Annotated in this window: 8 protein-coding genes; 4 read left to right on the top strand and 4 right to left on the bottom strand. The window is 61.0% G+C overall.

Features of this window, described 5'->3' with window-relative positions:
• Window positions 1-210 precede the first annotated feature (210 nt).
• Both ACXR0M_RS23490 and msrA read left to right on the top strand, forming a co-directional pair.
• Window positions 211-2,907: a putative bifunctional diguanylate cyclase/phosphodiesterase gene (locus ACXR0M_RS23490; RefSeq protein ID WP_458834049.1), complete on the top strand. Its 2,697-nt coding sequence runs from the start codon at window positions 211-213 to the stop codon at window positions 2,905-2,907.
• A 201-nt stretch (window positions 2,908-3,108) separates the two neighbouring features.
• Window positions 3,109-3,774 (top strand): peptide-methionine (S)-S-oxide reductase MsrA, encoded by a 666-nt coding sequence (gene msrA / locus ACXR0M_RS23495; protein WP_458834050.1) that lies wholly within the window; start codon window positions 3,109-3,111, stop codon window positions 3,772-3,774.
• A gap of 126 nt (window positions 3,775-3,900) precedes the next feature.
• Here msrA and ACXR0M_RS23500 read toward each other — a convergent pair whose 3' ends face one another.
• From ACXR0M_RS23500 to putP, 4 genes are all read right to left on the bottom strand, one after another.
• Window positions 3,901-4,740: a 23S rRNA (adenine(2030)-N(6))-methyltransferase RlmJ gene (locus ACXR0M_RS23500; RefSeq protein ID WP_458834051.1), complete on the bottom strand. Its 840-nt coding sequence runs from the start codon at window positions 4,738-4,740 to the stop codon at window positions 3,901-3,903.
• 572 nt (window positions 4,741-5,312) lie between these two features.
• Window positions 5,313-6,017 (bottom strand): DUF4123 domain-containing protein, encoded by a 705-nt coding sequence (locus ACXR0M_RS23505; protein ID WP_458834052.1) that lies wholly within the window; start codon window positions 6,015-6,017, stop codon window positions 5,313-5,315.
• Window positions 6,007-8,022 carry a type VI secretion system Vgr family protein gene (locus ACXR0M_RS23510; protein ID WP_458834053.1) on the bottom strand — a complete coding sequence of 672 codons (2,016 nt, stop codon included), beginning with the start codon at window positions 8,020-8,022 and terminating at the stop codon, window positions 6,007-6,009. The genes ACXR0M_RS23505 and ACXR0M_RS23510 overlap by 11 nt, the downstream gene beginning before the upstream one ends.
• 349 nt (window positions 8,023-8,371) lie before the next feature.
• Complete coding sequence (gene putP / locus ACXR0M_RS23515; protein WP_458834054.1) at window positions 8,372-9,856, bottom strand: sodium/proline symporter PutP; 1,485 nt, start codon at window positions 9,854-9,856, stop codon at window positions 8,372-8,374.
• A 457-nt stretch (window positions 9,857-10,313) separates the two neighbouring features.
• On the opposite strand from putP, the gene putA reads away from it, so the two are divergent.
• Together putA and ACXR0M_RS23525 are read left to right on the top strand one after the other, a co-directional pair.
• Window positions 10,314-14,267, top strand: a complete 3,954-nt coding sequence (gene putA, locus ACXR0M_RS23520; protein WP_458834055.1) for a trifunctional transcriptional regulator/proline dehydrogenase/L-glutamate gamma-semialdehyde dehydrogenase — start codon at window positions 10,314-10,316, stop codon at window positions 14,265-14,267.
• Between the two features lie 261 nt (window positions 14,268-14,528).
• Window positions 14,529-16,331 (top strand): acyl-CoA dehydrogenase, encoded by a 1,803-nt coding sequence (locus ACXR0M_RS23525; RefSeq protein ID WP_458834056.1) that lies wholly within the window; start codon window positions 14,529-14,531, stop codon window positions 16,329-16,331.
• Window positions 16,332-16,453: the final 122 nt, after the last annotated feature.

Below are 16,453 nucleotides of genomic sequence, written 5' to 3' on the forward strand. Positions count from 1 at the left end.
ATGCGCCCTGTAGGAGCTGCCGCAGGCTGCGATCTTTTGCTCTTTTACAGGACAGACTGGAGAAATGCCCAAAGCGGCCGACACATTCTTATAGCACTTGGCCTTCATCTCTCTTGTCAGTCGGTGCTGCAATGATGCAACCTTGCCGCAGGCAACAGTAAAGAGGGCGAGAGCCCGGCGCGTTCAGCATATTTCCAAGCGAGTTCCTTCATGAAGAGCCAACCCGATGCCGCCAGCCGTATGGCGGCCGAGGTAGTGACGCAGTTGCCTGTGCCCTCGCGGCTCGGCATGCTGCGTTTCGAGCGCTTGAATGAGGCCAGTTGGGCGATGCTGTTCCTCGATCCCAATTGCGAGCGCCAGTTCGGCCTGCCAGCCGTCGAACTCTGCGCCCTGGTCGGTTCACCCTATGCCAGCCTGATGGAGCCCGAAGCGCGCTATCAACTGCATGACGCGATCCAGCAGCAACTGCGCGACAGCCCGCATTATCTGGTGCGCTATACCTTGCACACCGCCGCTGGCGAATTAAGCATCCTCGAACTCGGCGAAGCCTACAAACAGCACAATCGGCATCTGTTGCGCGGCTATCTGCTGGCCGTTGATGACGTGTTCGACGAAGCGCCGACGCTGCCGTCGGTCGACCTGGAAACACAGAATTCCCGCCTGCAGATCGCCCTGGAACTCAATCAGCGCGCCCAGCAGGAGCAACTGCAGCACCTTGAGCGAGTGCGCGCGCAACAGGATCTGATCCTGTTGCTGGCCCGTCAGCGCTACAGCAGCCACAACTCGCTGCAGGAAGCCGCCGAGCTGATCACCCGCTGCGCCTGCGACATCTATGAAATCGACTGCGCCAGCCTGTGGAACCTTGAAGGCAACCTGCTGGTGCCGATTTCTTCGTATCACCGCGCGACCCAGGAATACCTCCTGCCCGAGCCGATCGACATCAGCGCCTTCCCCGACTACATGGAGGCCCTGCACGGCAGCCGCGCCATTGACGCGCACAACGCCACGCGCGATCCGCGCACCCGCGAGATGGCCGAGGCCCTGCGCCCGCGCGACGTCAACGCGATGCTCGACGCCAGTATCCGCGTCGACGGCCAGGTGGTCGGCGTGCTCTGTCTGGAGCAGAGCGGCGTGACCCGCGCCTGGCAGTCCGATGAGATCGCCTTCGCCGGGGAACTGGCGGATCAGTTCGCCCAGGTCATCAACAACCACAATCGCCGCACCGCCACCAGCGCCCTGCATCTGTTCCAGCGTGCGGTCGAACAAAGCGCCAACGCCTTTCTGCTGGTCAACTGCGACGGCGTGGTCGAGTACGTCAACCCGAGCTTCACCGCGATCACCCAATACACCACCGAGGAAGTCCACGGCCAGCGTCTGTCAGAGCTGCCGGCCCTGGAAAACCTTAGCGAGCTGCTGTTCGACGCGCCCTCGGCGCTGGCCAAGAGCAACAGCTGGCAAGGCGAATTCAAGAGCCGGCGCAAAAACCTCGAACCGTACTGGGGCCAGTTGTCGATCTCCAAGGTGTATGGCGACAACCGCGAGCTGACGCACTACATCGGCATCTACGAAGACATCACCCAGACCAAACTGGCGCAGCAGCGCATCGAGCGTCTGGCGTACACCGACAACCTGACCAACCTCGGCAACCGCCCGGCGTTTATCCGCAACCTGGATGAACGTTTCGCCCGCGATAGCGATACGCCGATCAGCCTGTTACTGGTGGACATCGACAACTTCAAGCGGATCAACGACAGCCTTGGTCACCAGACCGGCGACAAACTGTTGATCAGCCTCGCCCGGCGTCTGCGCAACAGCCTCAGCCCGAGCGGCAGCCTGGCGCGGTTCGCCAGTAACGAATTCGCCGTGCTGCTCGACGACACCGATCTGGCCACCGGTCAGCAGATCGCCAACCAGTTGCTGGCGACCCTCGACAAACCGATGTTCGTCGACAACCAGTTGATCAGCGTCACCGGCTCCGTGGGTCTGGCCTGCGCGCCGTTGCACGGGCGCGACCCGCAAACCCTGATGCGCAACGCCGGTCTGGCTCTGCACAAGGCCAAGGCCAACGGCAAACATCAGGTGCAAGTGTTTACCGAGGCGCTGAACGCCGAGGCCAGCTACAAGCTGTTCGTCGAGAACAATCTGCGCCGTGCCCTGACCCAGAACGAGCTGGACGTGTTTTACCAGCCCAAGCTGTGCCTGCGCAGCGGTCGCCTGCTGGGCATGGAGGCGTTGCTGCGCTGGAATCATCCGGAGCGCGGCATGATCCGCCCGGACCAGTTCATCAGCGTCGCCGAAGAGACCGGTCTGATCATCCCGATCGGCAAGTGGATCGCTCGTCAGGCCTGCCGCATGAGCAAGGCCCTGACCGCCGCCGGCATGGGCAATCTGCAAGTGGCGATCAACCTCTCGCCCAAGCAGTTCTCCGACCCGGACCTGGTCGCCTCGATCGCCAACATCCTCAAGGAAGAAGCGCTGCCGGCCAATCTGCTGGAGCTGGAGCTGACCGAAGGCCTGTTGCTGGAAGCCACCGAAGACACGCACTTGCAGCTTGACCAGCTCAAGCGCCTGGGCCTGACCCTGGCCATGGACGACTTCGGCACCGGCTACTCGTCGCTCAGCTACCTGAAGAAATTCCCGATCGACATCATCAAGATCGATCGCAGCTTCATCCACGAAATCCCCGACAACCAGGACGACATGGAAATCACCTCGGCGGTGATTGCCATGGCGCACAACCTCAAGCTCAAGGTCGTGGCCGAAGGCATCGAAACCGCCGAGCAACTGGCGTTTCTGCGCCGTCACCGTTGCGACGTCGGCCAGGGCTACCTGTTCGACCGGCCGATCCCCGGCGCCGAGCTGATCCAGGCGCTCAAGCGCTACCCGCGCGGCCCGCTCTGCCTCTAGACCCGCTACCCCATTCTCGCCATAACATGCCCCCCTGTAGGAGCTGCCGAAGGCTGCGATCTTTTGATCTTGTTTTTAAAAAGCAAAATCAAAAGATCGCAGCCTTCGGCAGTTCCTACATTGGGTAGTGATTAACCGGGCATCATTGGGCACACTGACGGTCTGACTTTTTACATCCCATCCTGACTGAGAGGAACGATCATGGTTCTGCGCTCGGAAATTCTGGTGAACAAAAACGTGCTACCGACCAAAGACCAAGCCCTGCCCGGCCGCGAAACCCCGATGGCTCTGCCTGAAAAGCATTTTGTCTTCGAAGAAACCCCGCTGCTCGGCCCGTTTTTCCAGGACGTCGATTTCGCGATTTTTGGCCTGGGCTGCTTCTGGGGCGCCGAACGGCGCTTCTGGCAGCGTGAAGGCGTGGTCAGCACCGTGGTTGGCTACGCCGGCGGCTACACGCCGAACCCGACCTATGAAGAAGTCTGCTCGGGCCTGACCGGGCACGCCGAAGTGGTGCTGGTGGTGTATGACAAGGCCAAGGTCAGCTACGAAGAGCTGCTGGCGATGTTCTGGGAATTGCACAACCCGACGCAGGGCATGCGCCAGGGCAACGACATCGGCACCCAGTACCGCTCGGTGATCTACGCAACCACACCGGAGCAACTGGACGCGGCGCTGAAGAGCAAAGCGCTGTATCAGGCAGAGCTGGCGAAGGCCGGCCTGGGCGAAATCAGCACCGAGATCGAACAGGCACCGACCGTGTACTTCGCTGAGGCGTATCACCAGCAGTATCTGGCGAAAAACCCGGAAGGCTACTGCGGGATTGGCGGCACCGGGGTGTGCATGCCACCGAGCCTGGCGGGTAACTAAAGCTTAGAAGCTTCGCGAGCAAGCCCGCTCTCACAGGGTAACGCGCCATTTTTGAGTTCGGCGCTAAACCTGTGGGAGCGGGCTTGCCCGCGAAGGCGTCCGTTCAGACGCCATCAAAGCAACTGATCAGCTCTCGGCGATCAACCAATCCATCTGCCACCCACCCTGGGTCTGCCCAAGTTTCTTCGACAGCCACGGCAGCAGCTCACGCAATTCTTCCTCCAGCCCCCACGGCGGATTGGCAATCGCCATTCCCGAGCCATTCAGGCTGTTCGGCGTGTCCAGCGGATGCACCAGCAACTCCACGCGCAACAACTTCGGCGCGCCGGTACCGGCCAGGTCCTGATAGAAACGACGCAGCGCACGCTGGTCCTTCACCGGGTACCAGATCGCCGCCACGGTCTGGCGCATGCGGCCGATCGCCTCTTTCATCGACGCCGCGCAGCGCTGCATCTCGTCAAGCTGTTCGAATGGCGGATCGATCAACATCACCGCACGCTTCTCCTGCACCGGCAACATCGCCCGCGCCACATGCCAGCCCTCGCCCAGATGGACTTTGACCCGGCGATCACCGGCCATGTTGTCCTTGAGCAGCACACCATCTTCCGGGTGTTTCTCGTTGAGCATCACCCGATCCTGCGGCCGGGTCAGACGCCGCGCCAGCTCCGGCGAACCCGGGTAATAGCGCAACTGGCCATCCGGGTTCATCTCGTGCAGAACCTTCATGTAGTCGGCGGTCAACGCCGGCAGATCCGGCTGAGCCCACAAGCGCGCGATGCCTTCCAAGTACTCGCCCGTACGATTGGCCTGATCGCCCTGCAGGTCATACAGGCCAATGCCGGCGTGCGTGTCGAGATAGGCAAACGGCTGCTCCTTGCGCGACATCAGGGCGATGAGGCGGGTCAAAGTCAGGTGTTTGAACACATCGGCATGATTGCCGGCATGGAAGGCGTGACGATAATTCATGGCTGCTCCTGCGACGGCCGTGAAGTTTACCTTTTACCGCGCGGCAAGTCAGGGGTTGGCGGCTGAGCGGCCGTCTTGCCCGCCAAGATCTGGCCCCATACCTGTGGCGAGGGGATTTATCCCCGATGGGCTGCGAAGCGGCCCCCGATTCTGCTGACGCGGTGTGACTGCCGCATCGCGATGACAGGGCTTAGGGCCGCTTCGCTGCCCATCGGGGATAAATCCCCTCGCCACAGGTCATTTATCTCGCTTAACTGGCAGGTAAACGCCTATGCGGCCTACGAGCAGACACCGTCGATCAGCAAGCACTCGAATAACAATGTGGTTTTTTATGGCTGCCTGGAGGTCTACAACTCAGAAGCTTTCGACAGTTTTATCAAGACTCAGGATCGGTACATCGCAGACTGACTGCAACCGCCATAACGTCAAAGATCGCAGCCTGCAGCAGCTCCTACACGGGATCATCTGTAGGAGCTGCCGCAGGCGGCGATCTTTTGATCTTTCTGAGGACGGCATGATGCCCAAGCGTCCCGCGATCACTTGCAGCGCATCACTGCCATCACGCCCGAATATCACTCCGTCTCTGCCAGCAAATACTCCACCAGCGCCGCTTGCGACGATTCTTCCGACGCCGCCAGCAGAAAAAGCTGCCTGACCTTGCAACGCAAAACCGGCCCGGGAAAACCTTCAAACAGCACCGGATGCTCCTCGCTCAGCCACTGCAGAGCATTGCCGACGCGGACATCATCTCCTGCCGCAGCCAACACCGATTCCGGCACCTTCCACCATGGAAACACCCGTCCCGAAACCTGCGCCCTGCCGCCGATATCCACAGCCTGACCATTGATCAACCCGCGTGAAATCACCGGCATCAACTGCGCCGGATCCACATCATCCGACTGCAGGATCGGCAACAAAAACCGCCCATCCCAGAAGCGAAAAAACACCGCTTTGCCATCGGGCACCAGCACCTGCGTCAGGCTGCGAAAATGTTCGACCAGCACTTCAAGTTTCGCCGAGGACACCGCCAGCCAACCCCAATCGCGAGACGCGGTGTTCGCCACCCAATCAAGAAACTCACCGTCAGCCGCGACCATTCCCACAAAGGGCATTACCGCGTCCCACTCGGCGTAGATCGTATCCGCCCAGATCGGGCTCGACGTATCCAGCGGCGGCCTGGCATCGCTAGCGTTACCGAAAATAGCGAACAGCTGCTCCGAAGGTTTCAGCGGTTCACGCGCCAGCCACTCTGCTGGAAGTAAAAACTCAGGCGGCACAGACACCGTCCTTGCAGCGCTCGCATTCTTCGCAGAACGGTGCATCACCCTTGAAGCTCATGATTTGTGCAGCGGTGAGCATGGCTGCCGGCGCTGCTGCGAGTTTGGCGGGCAACCCCGGCACGCTCGGCGCCGCGCTCATGGCCGCCATCGGCGCACCACCGACCTGGATCGGCACGCTGCTGAAGATGCCGCCGGGGCCAATGTTGATCCACTGTCCGCCGGCCTGAATCGTCACACTCGCGCCGCCGTCGATCACCACTTGCTGGCCGGCACTGACATGAAATTGCGCGCTGGCGCTGGTGGCCTGACTGCTCACCCGAATGTGTCGATCACCAACCACGGTCAAATGGTCGTCCTGCTTCACTTCGGTCTGACGCAGGCCGTGGGTGATGCGCTGTTCGTCGGCCTTCAGCTCATGCCTGGCGGTGCCCGTGACCAGGATGCTGCGCTGGTTGTCGACCTGCACCTGCTGGTCGTGCAATACATGCTGGGTCCAGTTGCGCTGGGCGCGCAGGTAAATTTCTTCGGCGCCTTTTTTGTCCTCGATGCGCAGTTCGTTGTAACCGCCGCCACCGGGGCTGCTCTGGCTGCGGAAGACGCTGCGGGTCTGTTCGGCCGGCAGGTCCAGCGGCACCGGGTTCGCCGCATTCGGCAGGCAGCCCATGACCAGCGGCTTGTCAGCATCGGCGTCGATAAAGCCGACCAGCACTTCCATGCCGATCCGCGGGATCAGCACACTGCCGTAATGCTCATGCGCCCAGCCCGTCGCCACGCGCAGCCAGCAACTGGAATGCTCATTCAACTCGCCGTCGCGATCCCAAGCCAGTTGCACCTTGACCCGCCCGTACTCGTCGCAGTGGATTTCCGTATCTTTCGGCCCGGTAACGACCGCAGGTTGATAGCCGAGCATCCGTGGTTTTTCCGGGCCGAGGGCCGGGCGGAAGAACACGTCCCACGGCGTGGCGCGAAAGGTATTACGGTAGCCCTGGAATGTTTCCCCATCACTGGTCACCGATTCCTCCAGCACTTGCGGCTGCCGCCCACGGTGTTCGATGGCAGTGAGCAGCCACAGGTCATTCCAGTCGTTGCGCGGGTGGCCGCTCAGTTGCAGGAAATGTCCGCACACCAGGGCAGATTCATCGCTGGCGCCTTCTGCCTGACGGTAGTCGGCGACATGGCGTTCAAGCGCACGCAGGGCCAGATGTTTGCCGGTTTCACGATCGCTGAATTGACCGGGGAAGTGATAATCCTCCAGCACCGGGCGCTGTTCGCTGTCACTACGGCTTTGCAGCTGCAAGTGCGGCTTTTCAAAGTTGTAGTCGCGCCGAGTCACCACGCTGGTACGGGTTTGCACCCGGACATTGAAGCGCTGGATGGCCGGCGCGCCAGCCGACATGCCGCTGCCCGGCAGATACAGCGTCGACATGGGCAGACGTGGAAACACCGTTTGATCATCACCAAACACCAGCACATGCCCCTCGGGACTGTGTCGAAAGTGGTAGTGAATGCCGACCTCGGCACACAGGCGCTGGATGAACGCCAGATCGCTCTCGGCGTATTGCACGCAATATTCACGCACCGGGTAATCGCTGCCGAGGCGAAACTCGAAGGCATCGCGCAGGATCGCGTGATCCTTGAGGATCCGCGCGACGATCTGCGGCACGGTTTGCTGCTGAAAGATCCGCTGATTGATGCGATGGCCGAGGTACGTCAGACGCGGTACCAGGCTCAAGTGATAGCGCGTCAGACGTTTCCCGGAGTCGCCCTGCCCGACCTGATAGATCTGACCGTGGACACCGGAACCGTCCGCATCGAAACTCAGAAACGCCTGACGGTGCAGCAGGCTTTCGAGGTCCAGATCCGGCCGTTCACTGACCAGTTCCAGCTCGAAACGAAAGGGTTGGCTGATGGCTTCCTTGCCCGTGAACTCAAGGACCTTGAGGTCAATCTGGGCGCCTTCGAGGGTCAACGTGAAACGCGGTTGATTGGCAGGCGCGAACATCCGATGTGTCTCTGCAGAATGGGGGCGGGCGATTCTGCATGAGGGGCAAGGGGGGTTGGGTGGGTGACGGGAAAATCAGATTTTCCCTACTTTTTCTGTCGAAAAAGCCTGCGGATATCGAAGCATCCGGCTACAGACATATCCCTCAAACACAGTGCAGAACCTGTGGGAGCTGGCTTGCCAGCGATGAGGTCGGCACATTCAACCTATTGCTGACTGACACACCGCTATCGCTGGCAAGCCAGCTCCCACAGGATCCTCCAATGTCCTTGAGAAATCACGGGCACAAAAAAACGGCCGATCTCCTGTAGGAAACGGGCCGTTCTCTTGTGAGCCTAAGCTCAGCGCATCACTTGTTCAGGTGAAAATCTTTTTCCGCCGCTTCGAAGCGCTGCACCATGCCAGTGGTCGGCGAGCCGAGCTTGCTGACGATGTAGATCGCCAGGCTGGCGAAAATGAATCCCGGGATGATTTCGTACAGACCCAGCAGTTCGAAATGCTTCCACACCACCACGGTGATCGCGCCGACCAGAATGCCAGCCAGTGCACCGTTGCGGGTCATGTCCTTCCAGACCACGGAAATCAGTACCACCGGACCAAACGCGGCGCCGAAACCGGCCCAGGCGTAAGACACCAGGCCCAGTACGCGGTTTTCCGGGTTGGCGGCCAGTGCGATCGCGATCAACGCTACCAGCAGCACCATGGCGCGACCGACCCAGACCAGCTCCAGTTGCGAAGCGGATTTACGCAGGAAGGTTTTGTAGAAATCTTCGGTCAGGGCGCTGGAGCACACCAGCAACTGGCAGCTCAGGGTGCTCATGACGGCCGCCAGAATCGCCGACAACAGCACACCGGCAATCCACGGGTTGAAGAGGATTTTCGCCAGCTCGATGAACACTCGCTCGTGGTTCTCGGTCACGGGACCGGCCACTTCCGGGTGCGCCGAGAAGTAGGCAATACCGAAGAAGCCCACGGCCACAGTGCCACCCAGGCACAGGATCATCCAGGTCATGGAGATGCGACGCGCGTTGGCGATCGATTTCACCGAGTCCGCCGCCATGAACCGCGCGAGGATGTGCGGCTGACCGAAATAGCCCAGACCCCAGCCCATCAGCGAAATGATGCCGATGAAAGTGGTGCCTTTGAGCATGTCGAAGTTGCTTGGATCCTGCGCTTCGATAGCCAGGAACGTGGTATCAACGCCGCCAGTGGCCAGCAGGACGATGATCGGCGTGAGGATCAACGCAAAAATCATCAGCGTGGCTTGTACGGTGTCAGTCCAGCTCACCGCGAGAAAACCGCCGACGAAGGTGTAGGCAATCGTCGCCGCAGCACCGGCCCACAGCGCCGTCTCATAGGACATGCCGAAGGTGCTTTCGAACAAACGGGCGCCAGCGACGATGCCGGAAGCGCAGTAAATGGTGAAGAACACCAGAATCACGATTGCCGAAATGATCCGCAGCAGGCCGCTTTTGTCTTCGAAACGGCTGGAGAAGTAGTCCGGCAGGGTCAGGGCATCGCCATTGTGCTCGGTCTGCACGCGCAGACGGCCGGCGACGAACAGCCAGTTCAGGTAGGCGCCGACGATCAGGCCGATGGCGATCCAGCTTTCGGACAGACCGGACATGTAGATGGCGCCCGGCAGGCCCATCAACAGCCAGCCGCTCATGTCGGAAGCACCAGCGGACAGTGCGGTCACGACGCTGCCGAGGCTGCGGCCGCCAAGAATGTAGTCAGAAAGGTTGTTGGTGGAGCGATAGGCCATGAAGCCGATCAGCACCATTGCTGCGATGTAGATCACGAACGTGATCAGTGTTGGATTGCTTACGCTCATTAAGTTACGCCCTGGCTTTGTTTTTATGTTGCAGCGGTGATCCATCGCCGACAAACGACGACGTTTGGCAGACGAATGCGGTTCCCGCGCATTTAGGACTGATGTTTCCCCAGGAAAGCCACCAGCCGATGCCCCGGATATTCCCGGTTGCACCTTGGGCGCGAATGCTATGCAACAAAGCGAAAAAGGTGCAACCAGTTTCTGGCGATTAAGTTGCACCTAGTCGGATATAGCGAGAAATAAGGTTTTTTTGCTCCCTTTTAGCGCAGTCAGGGCGCTTCGCTAGAAGCAAAAGCACCAAGCAGGGGCGGCATGTCAGTGCCGGAAAATAATTCCTGACGAGCTGCTTATTATTCCGACAAAAAAAGGGTTGCACCCGGTTGCACCTCATCTGACGCCCGGCTAATCTTGCCGCCAGCTGATGCCACGCAACTGTGGCACCCATGAGGATAAAAATATGGCTACCACCACCCTTGGGGTCAAACTCGATGACCCGACCCGCGAGCGCCTGAAGGCTGCCGCGACCTCGATTGATCGCACACCGCACTGGCTGATCAAGCAGGCAATTTTCAATTACCTGGAAAAACTCGAGGGTGGTGCAACCCTGACCGAGCTGAACGGTTTGACCGCCAAGGATAGCGACGACGCCGGTGAGGTCCACACTGATCACGCTCACCAGTGCTTCCTTGAATTCGCCGAAAGTATCCTGCCGCAATCGGTGCTGCGCGCCTCGATCACCGCCGCTTACCGCCGCCCTGAGCCGGAAGTGGTGCCGATGCTGATCGAGCAGGCTCGCCTGCCGGCGCCGATGGCCGAAGCCACCAACAAACTTGCCGCGACCATTGCGGAAAAACTGCGTAACCAGAAAAGTGCCGGCGGACGTGCAGGCATTGTTCAGGGCCTGCTGCAGGAATTTTCCCTGTCGTCCCAGGAAGGCGTGGCGCTGATGTGCCTGGCCGAAGCGCTGCTGCGCATCCCGGACAAAGGCACTCGCGATGCGCTGATCCGCGACAAGATCAGCACCGGCAACTGGCAGCCACACCTGGGCAACAGCCCATCGCTGTTCGTCAACGCCGCGACCTGGGGTCTGCTGCTGACCGGCAAACTGGTCTCGACCCACAACGAAGCCGGCCTGACTTCATCGCTGAGCCGCATCATCGGCAAGAGCGGCGAGCCGATGATCCGCAAGGGCGTCGACATGGCCATGCGCCTGATGGGCGAGCAGTTCGTCACCGGCGAAACCATCGCCGAAGCGCTGGCCAACGCGAGCAAGTTCGAAGCCAAGGGCTTCCGTTATTCCTACGACATGCTCGGTGAAGCCGCACTGACCGAGCACGACGCACAGAAGTACCTGGCGTCGTACGAACAGGCCATTCACTCCATCGGTAAAGCCTCCCACGGCCGTGGGATTTATGAAGGCCCGGGCATTTCCATCAAGCTCTCGGCATTGCACCCGCGCTACAGCCGTGCGCAGTACGAGCGAGTGATGGACGAGCTGTACCCGCGCCTGCTGTCGTTGACCCTGCTGGCCAAGCAATACGACATCGGCCTGAACATCGACGCCGAAGAGGCCGACCGTCTCGAACTGTCGCTGGATCTGCTCGAGCGCCTTTGCTTCGAACCACAACTGACGGGCTGGAACGGTATCGGCTTCGTGATCCAGGCCTACCAGAAGCGTTGCCCGTACGTGATCGACTACGTGATCGACCTGGCGCGTCGCAGCCGTCATCGCCTGATGATCCGTCTGGTGAAAGGCGCGTACTGGGACAGCGAAATCAAACGCGCTCAGGTCGAAGGTCTGGAAGGCTATCCGGTCTACACCCGCAAGGTGTACACCGACGTTTCCTACATTGCCTGCGCACGCAAACTGCTGTCGGTGCCGGAAGTCATCTACCCGCAGTTCGCCACGCACAACGCCCACACCCTGTCGGCCATTTACCACATTGCCGGTCAGAACTATTACCCGGGCCAGTACGAATTCCAGTGCCTGCACGGCATGGGCGAACCGCTCTACGAGCAGGTTGTCGGCAAAGTCGCTGAAGGCAAGTTGAATCGTCCGTGCCGCGTGTACGCACCGGTCGGCACCCACGAAACCCTGCTGGCATACCTCGTGCGGCGTCTGCTGGAAAACGGCGCGAACACCTCGTTCGTCAACCGCATCGCCGACCAATCGATTTCGATTCAAGAACTGGTCGCCGATCCGGTGGCACAGATCGAGCAGATGGCCACCGTGGAAGGTGGGTTCGGCCTGCCGCATCCGCGCATTCCGCTGCCGCGTGACCTGTACGGCGCCGAGCGCGCCAACTCCGCCGGCATCGACATGGCCAACGAACATCGTCTGGCTTCGCTGTCCTGCGCCCTGCTCGCCACCGCGCACAACCACTGGAAAGCCGCGCCGATGCTCGGTTGCGCTTCGAGCAACGAAGTGCCAACGCCAGTGCTGAACCCGGCGGATCACCGCGATGTGGTCGGCCACGTGCAGGAAGCCACCGTCGAAGACGTCGACAATGCGATCCAGTGCGCCCTGAATGCAGCGCCGATCTGGCAGGCCACCCCGCCGGCCGAACGTGCGGCAATTCTCGAGCGCGCCGCAGACCTGATGGAAGGCGAGATTCAGCCACTGATGGGCCTGCTGGCCCGTGAAGCCGGCAAGACCTTCGCCAACGCCATCGCCGAAGTGCGTGAAGCGGTGGACTTCCTGCGTTACTACGCGGTGCAGGCGCGCAACGATTTCAGCAACGACGCCCACCGCCCACTGGGCCCGGTGGTGTGCATCAGCCCGTGGAACTTCCCGCTGGCGATCTTCAGCGGCCAAGTCGCTGCCGCACTGGCCGCGGGTAACCCGGTGCTGGCCAAACCGGCCGAGCAAACCCCACTGGTGGCCGCGCAAGCCGTGCGCCTGCTGCTGGAAGCCGGTATTCCGGAGGGCGTGCTGCAACTGCTACCGGGTCGCGGTGAAACCGTCGGTGCCGGTCTGGTGGGTGATGAGCGCGTCAAAGGCGTGATGTTCACCGGTTCCACAGAAGTCGCGCGTCTGCTGCAACGCAACATCGCCGGCCGCCTCGACAGCCAGGGCCGTCCGATTCCACTGATCGCTGAAACCGGTGGCCAGAACGCGATGATCGTCGACTCCTCGGCACTGACCGAGCAAGTGGTGATCGACGTGGTGTCGTCGGCTTTCGACAGTGCCGGCCAGCGTTGCTCGGCGTTGCGCGTCCTGTGCCTGCAGGAAGATTCCGCTGATCGTGTCATCGAAATGCTCAAGGGCGCGATGGCTGAAAGCCGTCTCGGTAACCCGGAGCGTCTGTCCGTGGACATTGGCCCGGTGATCGACGCCGAAGCCAAGGCCGGTATCGACAAACACATTCAGGGCATGCGCGACAAAGGTCGCAACGTGTACCAGGTGGCGATTGCCGACAGCGAAGAAGTCAAACGCGGCACCTTCGTCATGCCGACCCTGATCGAGCTGGAAAGCTTCGACGAGCTGCAACGCGAGATCTTCGGCCCGGTGCTGCACGTGGTGCGCTACAAGCGCAAGGACATCGACCAGTTGATCGGCCAGATCAACGCCTCCGGTTATGGCCTGACCCTCGGCGTGCACACGCGCATCGACGAGACCATCGCCAAGGTGATCGACAACGTCAACGCCGGTAACGTCTACGTCAACCGCAACATCGTCGGTGCCGTGGTCGGCGTCCAGCCGTTCGGCGGCGAAGGTCTGTCGGGCACTGGCCCGAAAGCCGGTGGCCCGCTGTACCTGTACCGCTTGCTGTCGACCCGTCCTACGGATGCGATCGAACAATCCTTCGCTCGCGGTGATGCAGTCGTCGCGCCGGACGTGCGCTTGCGCGATGCCATGAGCAAACCACTGAACGCTTTCAAGGCCTGGGCCGAGAGCAATAAATGCGCCGATCTGAGCAGCCTGTGCGTGCAATACGCCGCCCAATCACAAAGCGGCATCACCCGCGTGCTGGCCGGCCCGACCGGCGAGAGAAACAGCTATGCGATCCTGCCGCGTGAGCATGTGCTGTGCCTGGCGGAGGTTGAAGGCGATCTGCTGACGCAACTGGCGGCGGTATTGGCTGTCGGCGGTTCGGCGGTATGGCCGGAGTCCGACATCAGCAAGACATTGTTCGCACGCCTGCCGAAGGAAGTTCAGGCGCGGATCAAACTGATCGGCGACTGGCACAAGGATGAGTTGGTGTTCGATGCGGTGCTGCATCACGGTCATTCCGACCAGTTGCGCGGCGTCTGCCAGCAGATCGCCAAGCGTGCCGGTGCCATCGTTGGTGTTCAGGGCCTGTCCCAGGGCGAAACCAACATTGCGCTGGAGCGTCTGGTGATCGAGCGGGCGCTGAGCGTCAACACGGCGGCGGCGGGTGGTAATGCGAGTTTGATGACCATCGGTTAATACCCGATAAACCGGGCATCTGCAGCAGGTGTCCGGTTCAGCAGAAATCCCTGTGGGAGCTGGCTTGCCAGCGATAACGATATTTCAGTCACCATCGATATTGACTGATCTGCCGCCATCGCTGGCAAGCCAGCTCCCACAGTGGTTTGTGGTGTTGGTTAAGCCGGCGCAGGGCTCCACCATCACGCTGATCAATCATGCTGTTCAGGTGTTATCAGCACACCTAGACTCGGCCCAACCCCAAATCCCAGGTAGGCCGCCATGTCCGAGACGCTGCTCAGTTCCCGCAATCTGGCTTTCGAGCTGTATGAAGTCCTCGATGCCGAGGGCCTGACCCGGCGTGAGCGCTTTGCCGAGCACAACCGCGAAACCTTCGATGCCGCCATCGGCACCGCGCGCAACATCGCCGAGAAGTATTTCGCGCCGCACAACCGCAAGGGCGACGAGCACGAGCCACGCTATGAGGATGGCCAGGCGATTCTGATTCCCGAGGTGAAACCGGCGGTAGATGCCTTCCTCGAAGCCGGTTTCCTTAACGCCGCGAGAAGCTTCGAAGCCGGCGGCATGCAATTGCCGACATTGCTTTCACAAGCCTGCTTCGCGCACTTTCAAGCGGCGAACGCGGCAACCACTTCGTACCCGTTCCTGACCATGGGCGCGGCCAACCTGATCGAAAGCTTCGGCACCGAGGAGCAGAAACAACGCTTTCTGCAACCGATGATCGACGGCCGCTTCTTCGGCACCATGGCCCTGACCGAACCGCATGCCGGTTCCTCGCTGTCGGATATTCGTACCCGCGCCGAACCGGCGTCTGACGGCAGTTATCGACTCAAGGGCAACAAGATCTTTATTTCCGGTGGCGATCATCCGCTGTCGGAGAACATCGTGCACATGGTCCTGGCCAAGCTGCCGGACGCGCCGCCGGGGGTTAAAGGCATTTCGTTGTTCATCGTGCCGAAGTTTCTGGTCAACGATGACGGTAGCCTCGGTAAACGCAACGACGTGCTGCTGGCCGGGCTGTTCCACAAGATGGGTTGGCGTGGCACCACCTCTACCGCACTGAACTTCGGCGATAACGGCGAGTGTGTCGGCTATCTGGTGGGCAAGCCGCATCATGGCTTGAGCTACATGTTCCAGATGATGAACGAGGCGCGGATCGGCGTCGGCATGGGCGCGGTGATGCTCGGCTATGCCGGGTACCTGTACTCGCTGGAATACGCCCGCGAACGCCCGCAGGGCCGAGTGCCGGACAGCAAGGACCCGAGCACCGCGCCCGTGGCGATCATTCAGCACGCGGACGTCAGACGCATGCTGTTGACGCAAAAGTCCTACGTCGAAGGCGCCTTCGACCTCGGCTTGTATGCGGCGCGGCTGTTCGATGACACCACCACACTGGAAAGCGAAGCCGAGCGCAAACAGGCGCATGAGTTGCTGGACTTACTGACGCCGATCGTCAAATCCTGGCCATCGGAGTTCTGCCTCAAGGCCAACGAACTGGCGATCCAGATTCTCGGCGGCCACGGCTACACCCGTGAATATCCGGTGGAGCAGTATTACCGCGACAACCGCCTGAATCCGATCCACGAAGGCACCCACGGCATCCAGTCGCTGGACCTGCTCGGACGCAAACTGGCGCAGAACGGCGGCGCCGGACTCAAGCAACTGGTCCGTTTGATCGCCAGCACCGCCGAGCGCGCGACTGCGTACGAATCGTTAACCGCACTGCGTGAGCCGCTGGAGCAACTGGTGGCGCGCCTGCAAACGGTCACCCTCGGTTTGCTCACCGATCTGGCGCAGGGCAAGGTCAACAGCAGCCTGGCGAATTCGGCGCTGTACCTGAAAGTGTTCGGGCATACGGTGATTGGCTGGCGCTGGCTGGAACAGGCGATCCGCGCTGAGGAAGGCCTAGCCAGGGGCAATGCGGCGGATGCCGACTTTTATAAGGGCAAGTTGCAGGCGGCGCGGTACTTCCTGACGTGGGAAGTGCCGGGTTGCCAGCATGAGCTGGCGTTGCTCGAGGCGCGGGATGAGACGTGTCTGGGGATGCAGGATGCGTGGTTCTGATCCGGATTGTGTGTCGATGCGGTTGCCGTCTTCGCGGGCAAGCCCGCTCCCACAGGTTCGGTGGTGTTCACACATTATGTAAACCTGCCGCAATACCTGTGGGAGCGGGCTGCCCGCGAAGA

This window comes from Pseudomonas sp. Eth.TT006, assembly GCF_054456575.1.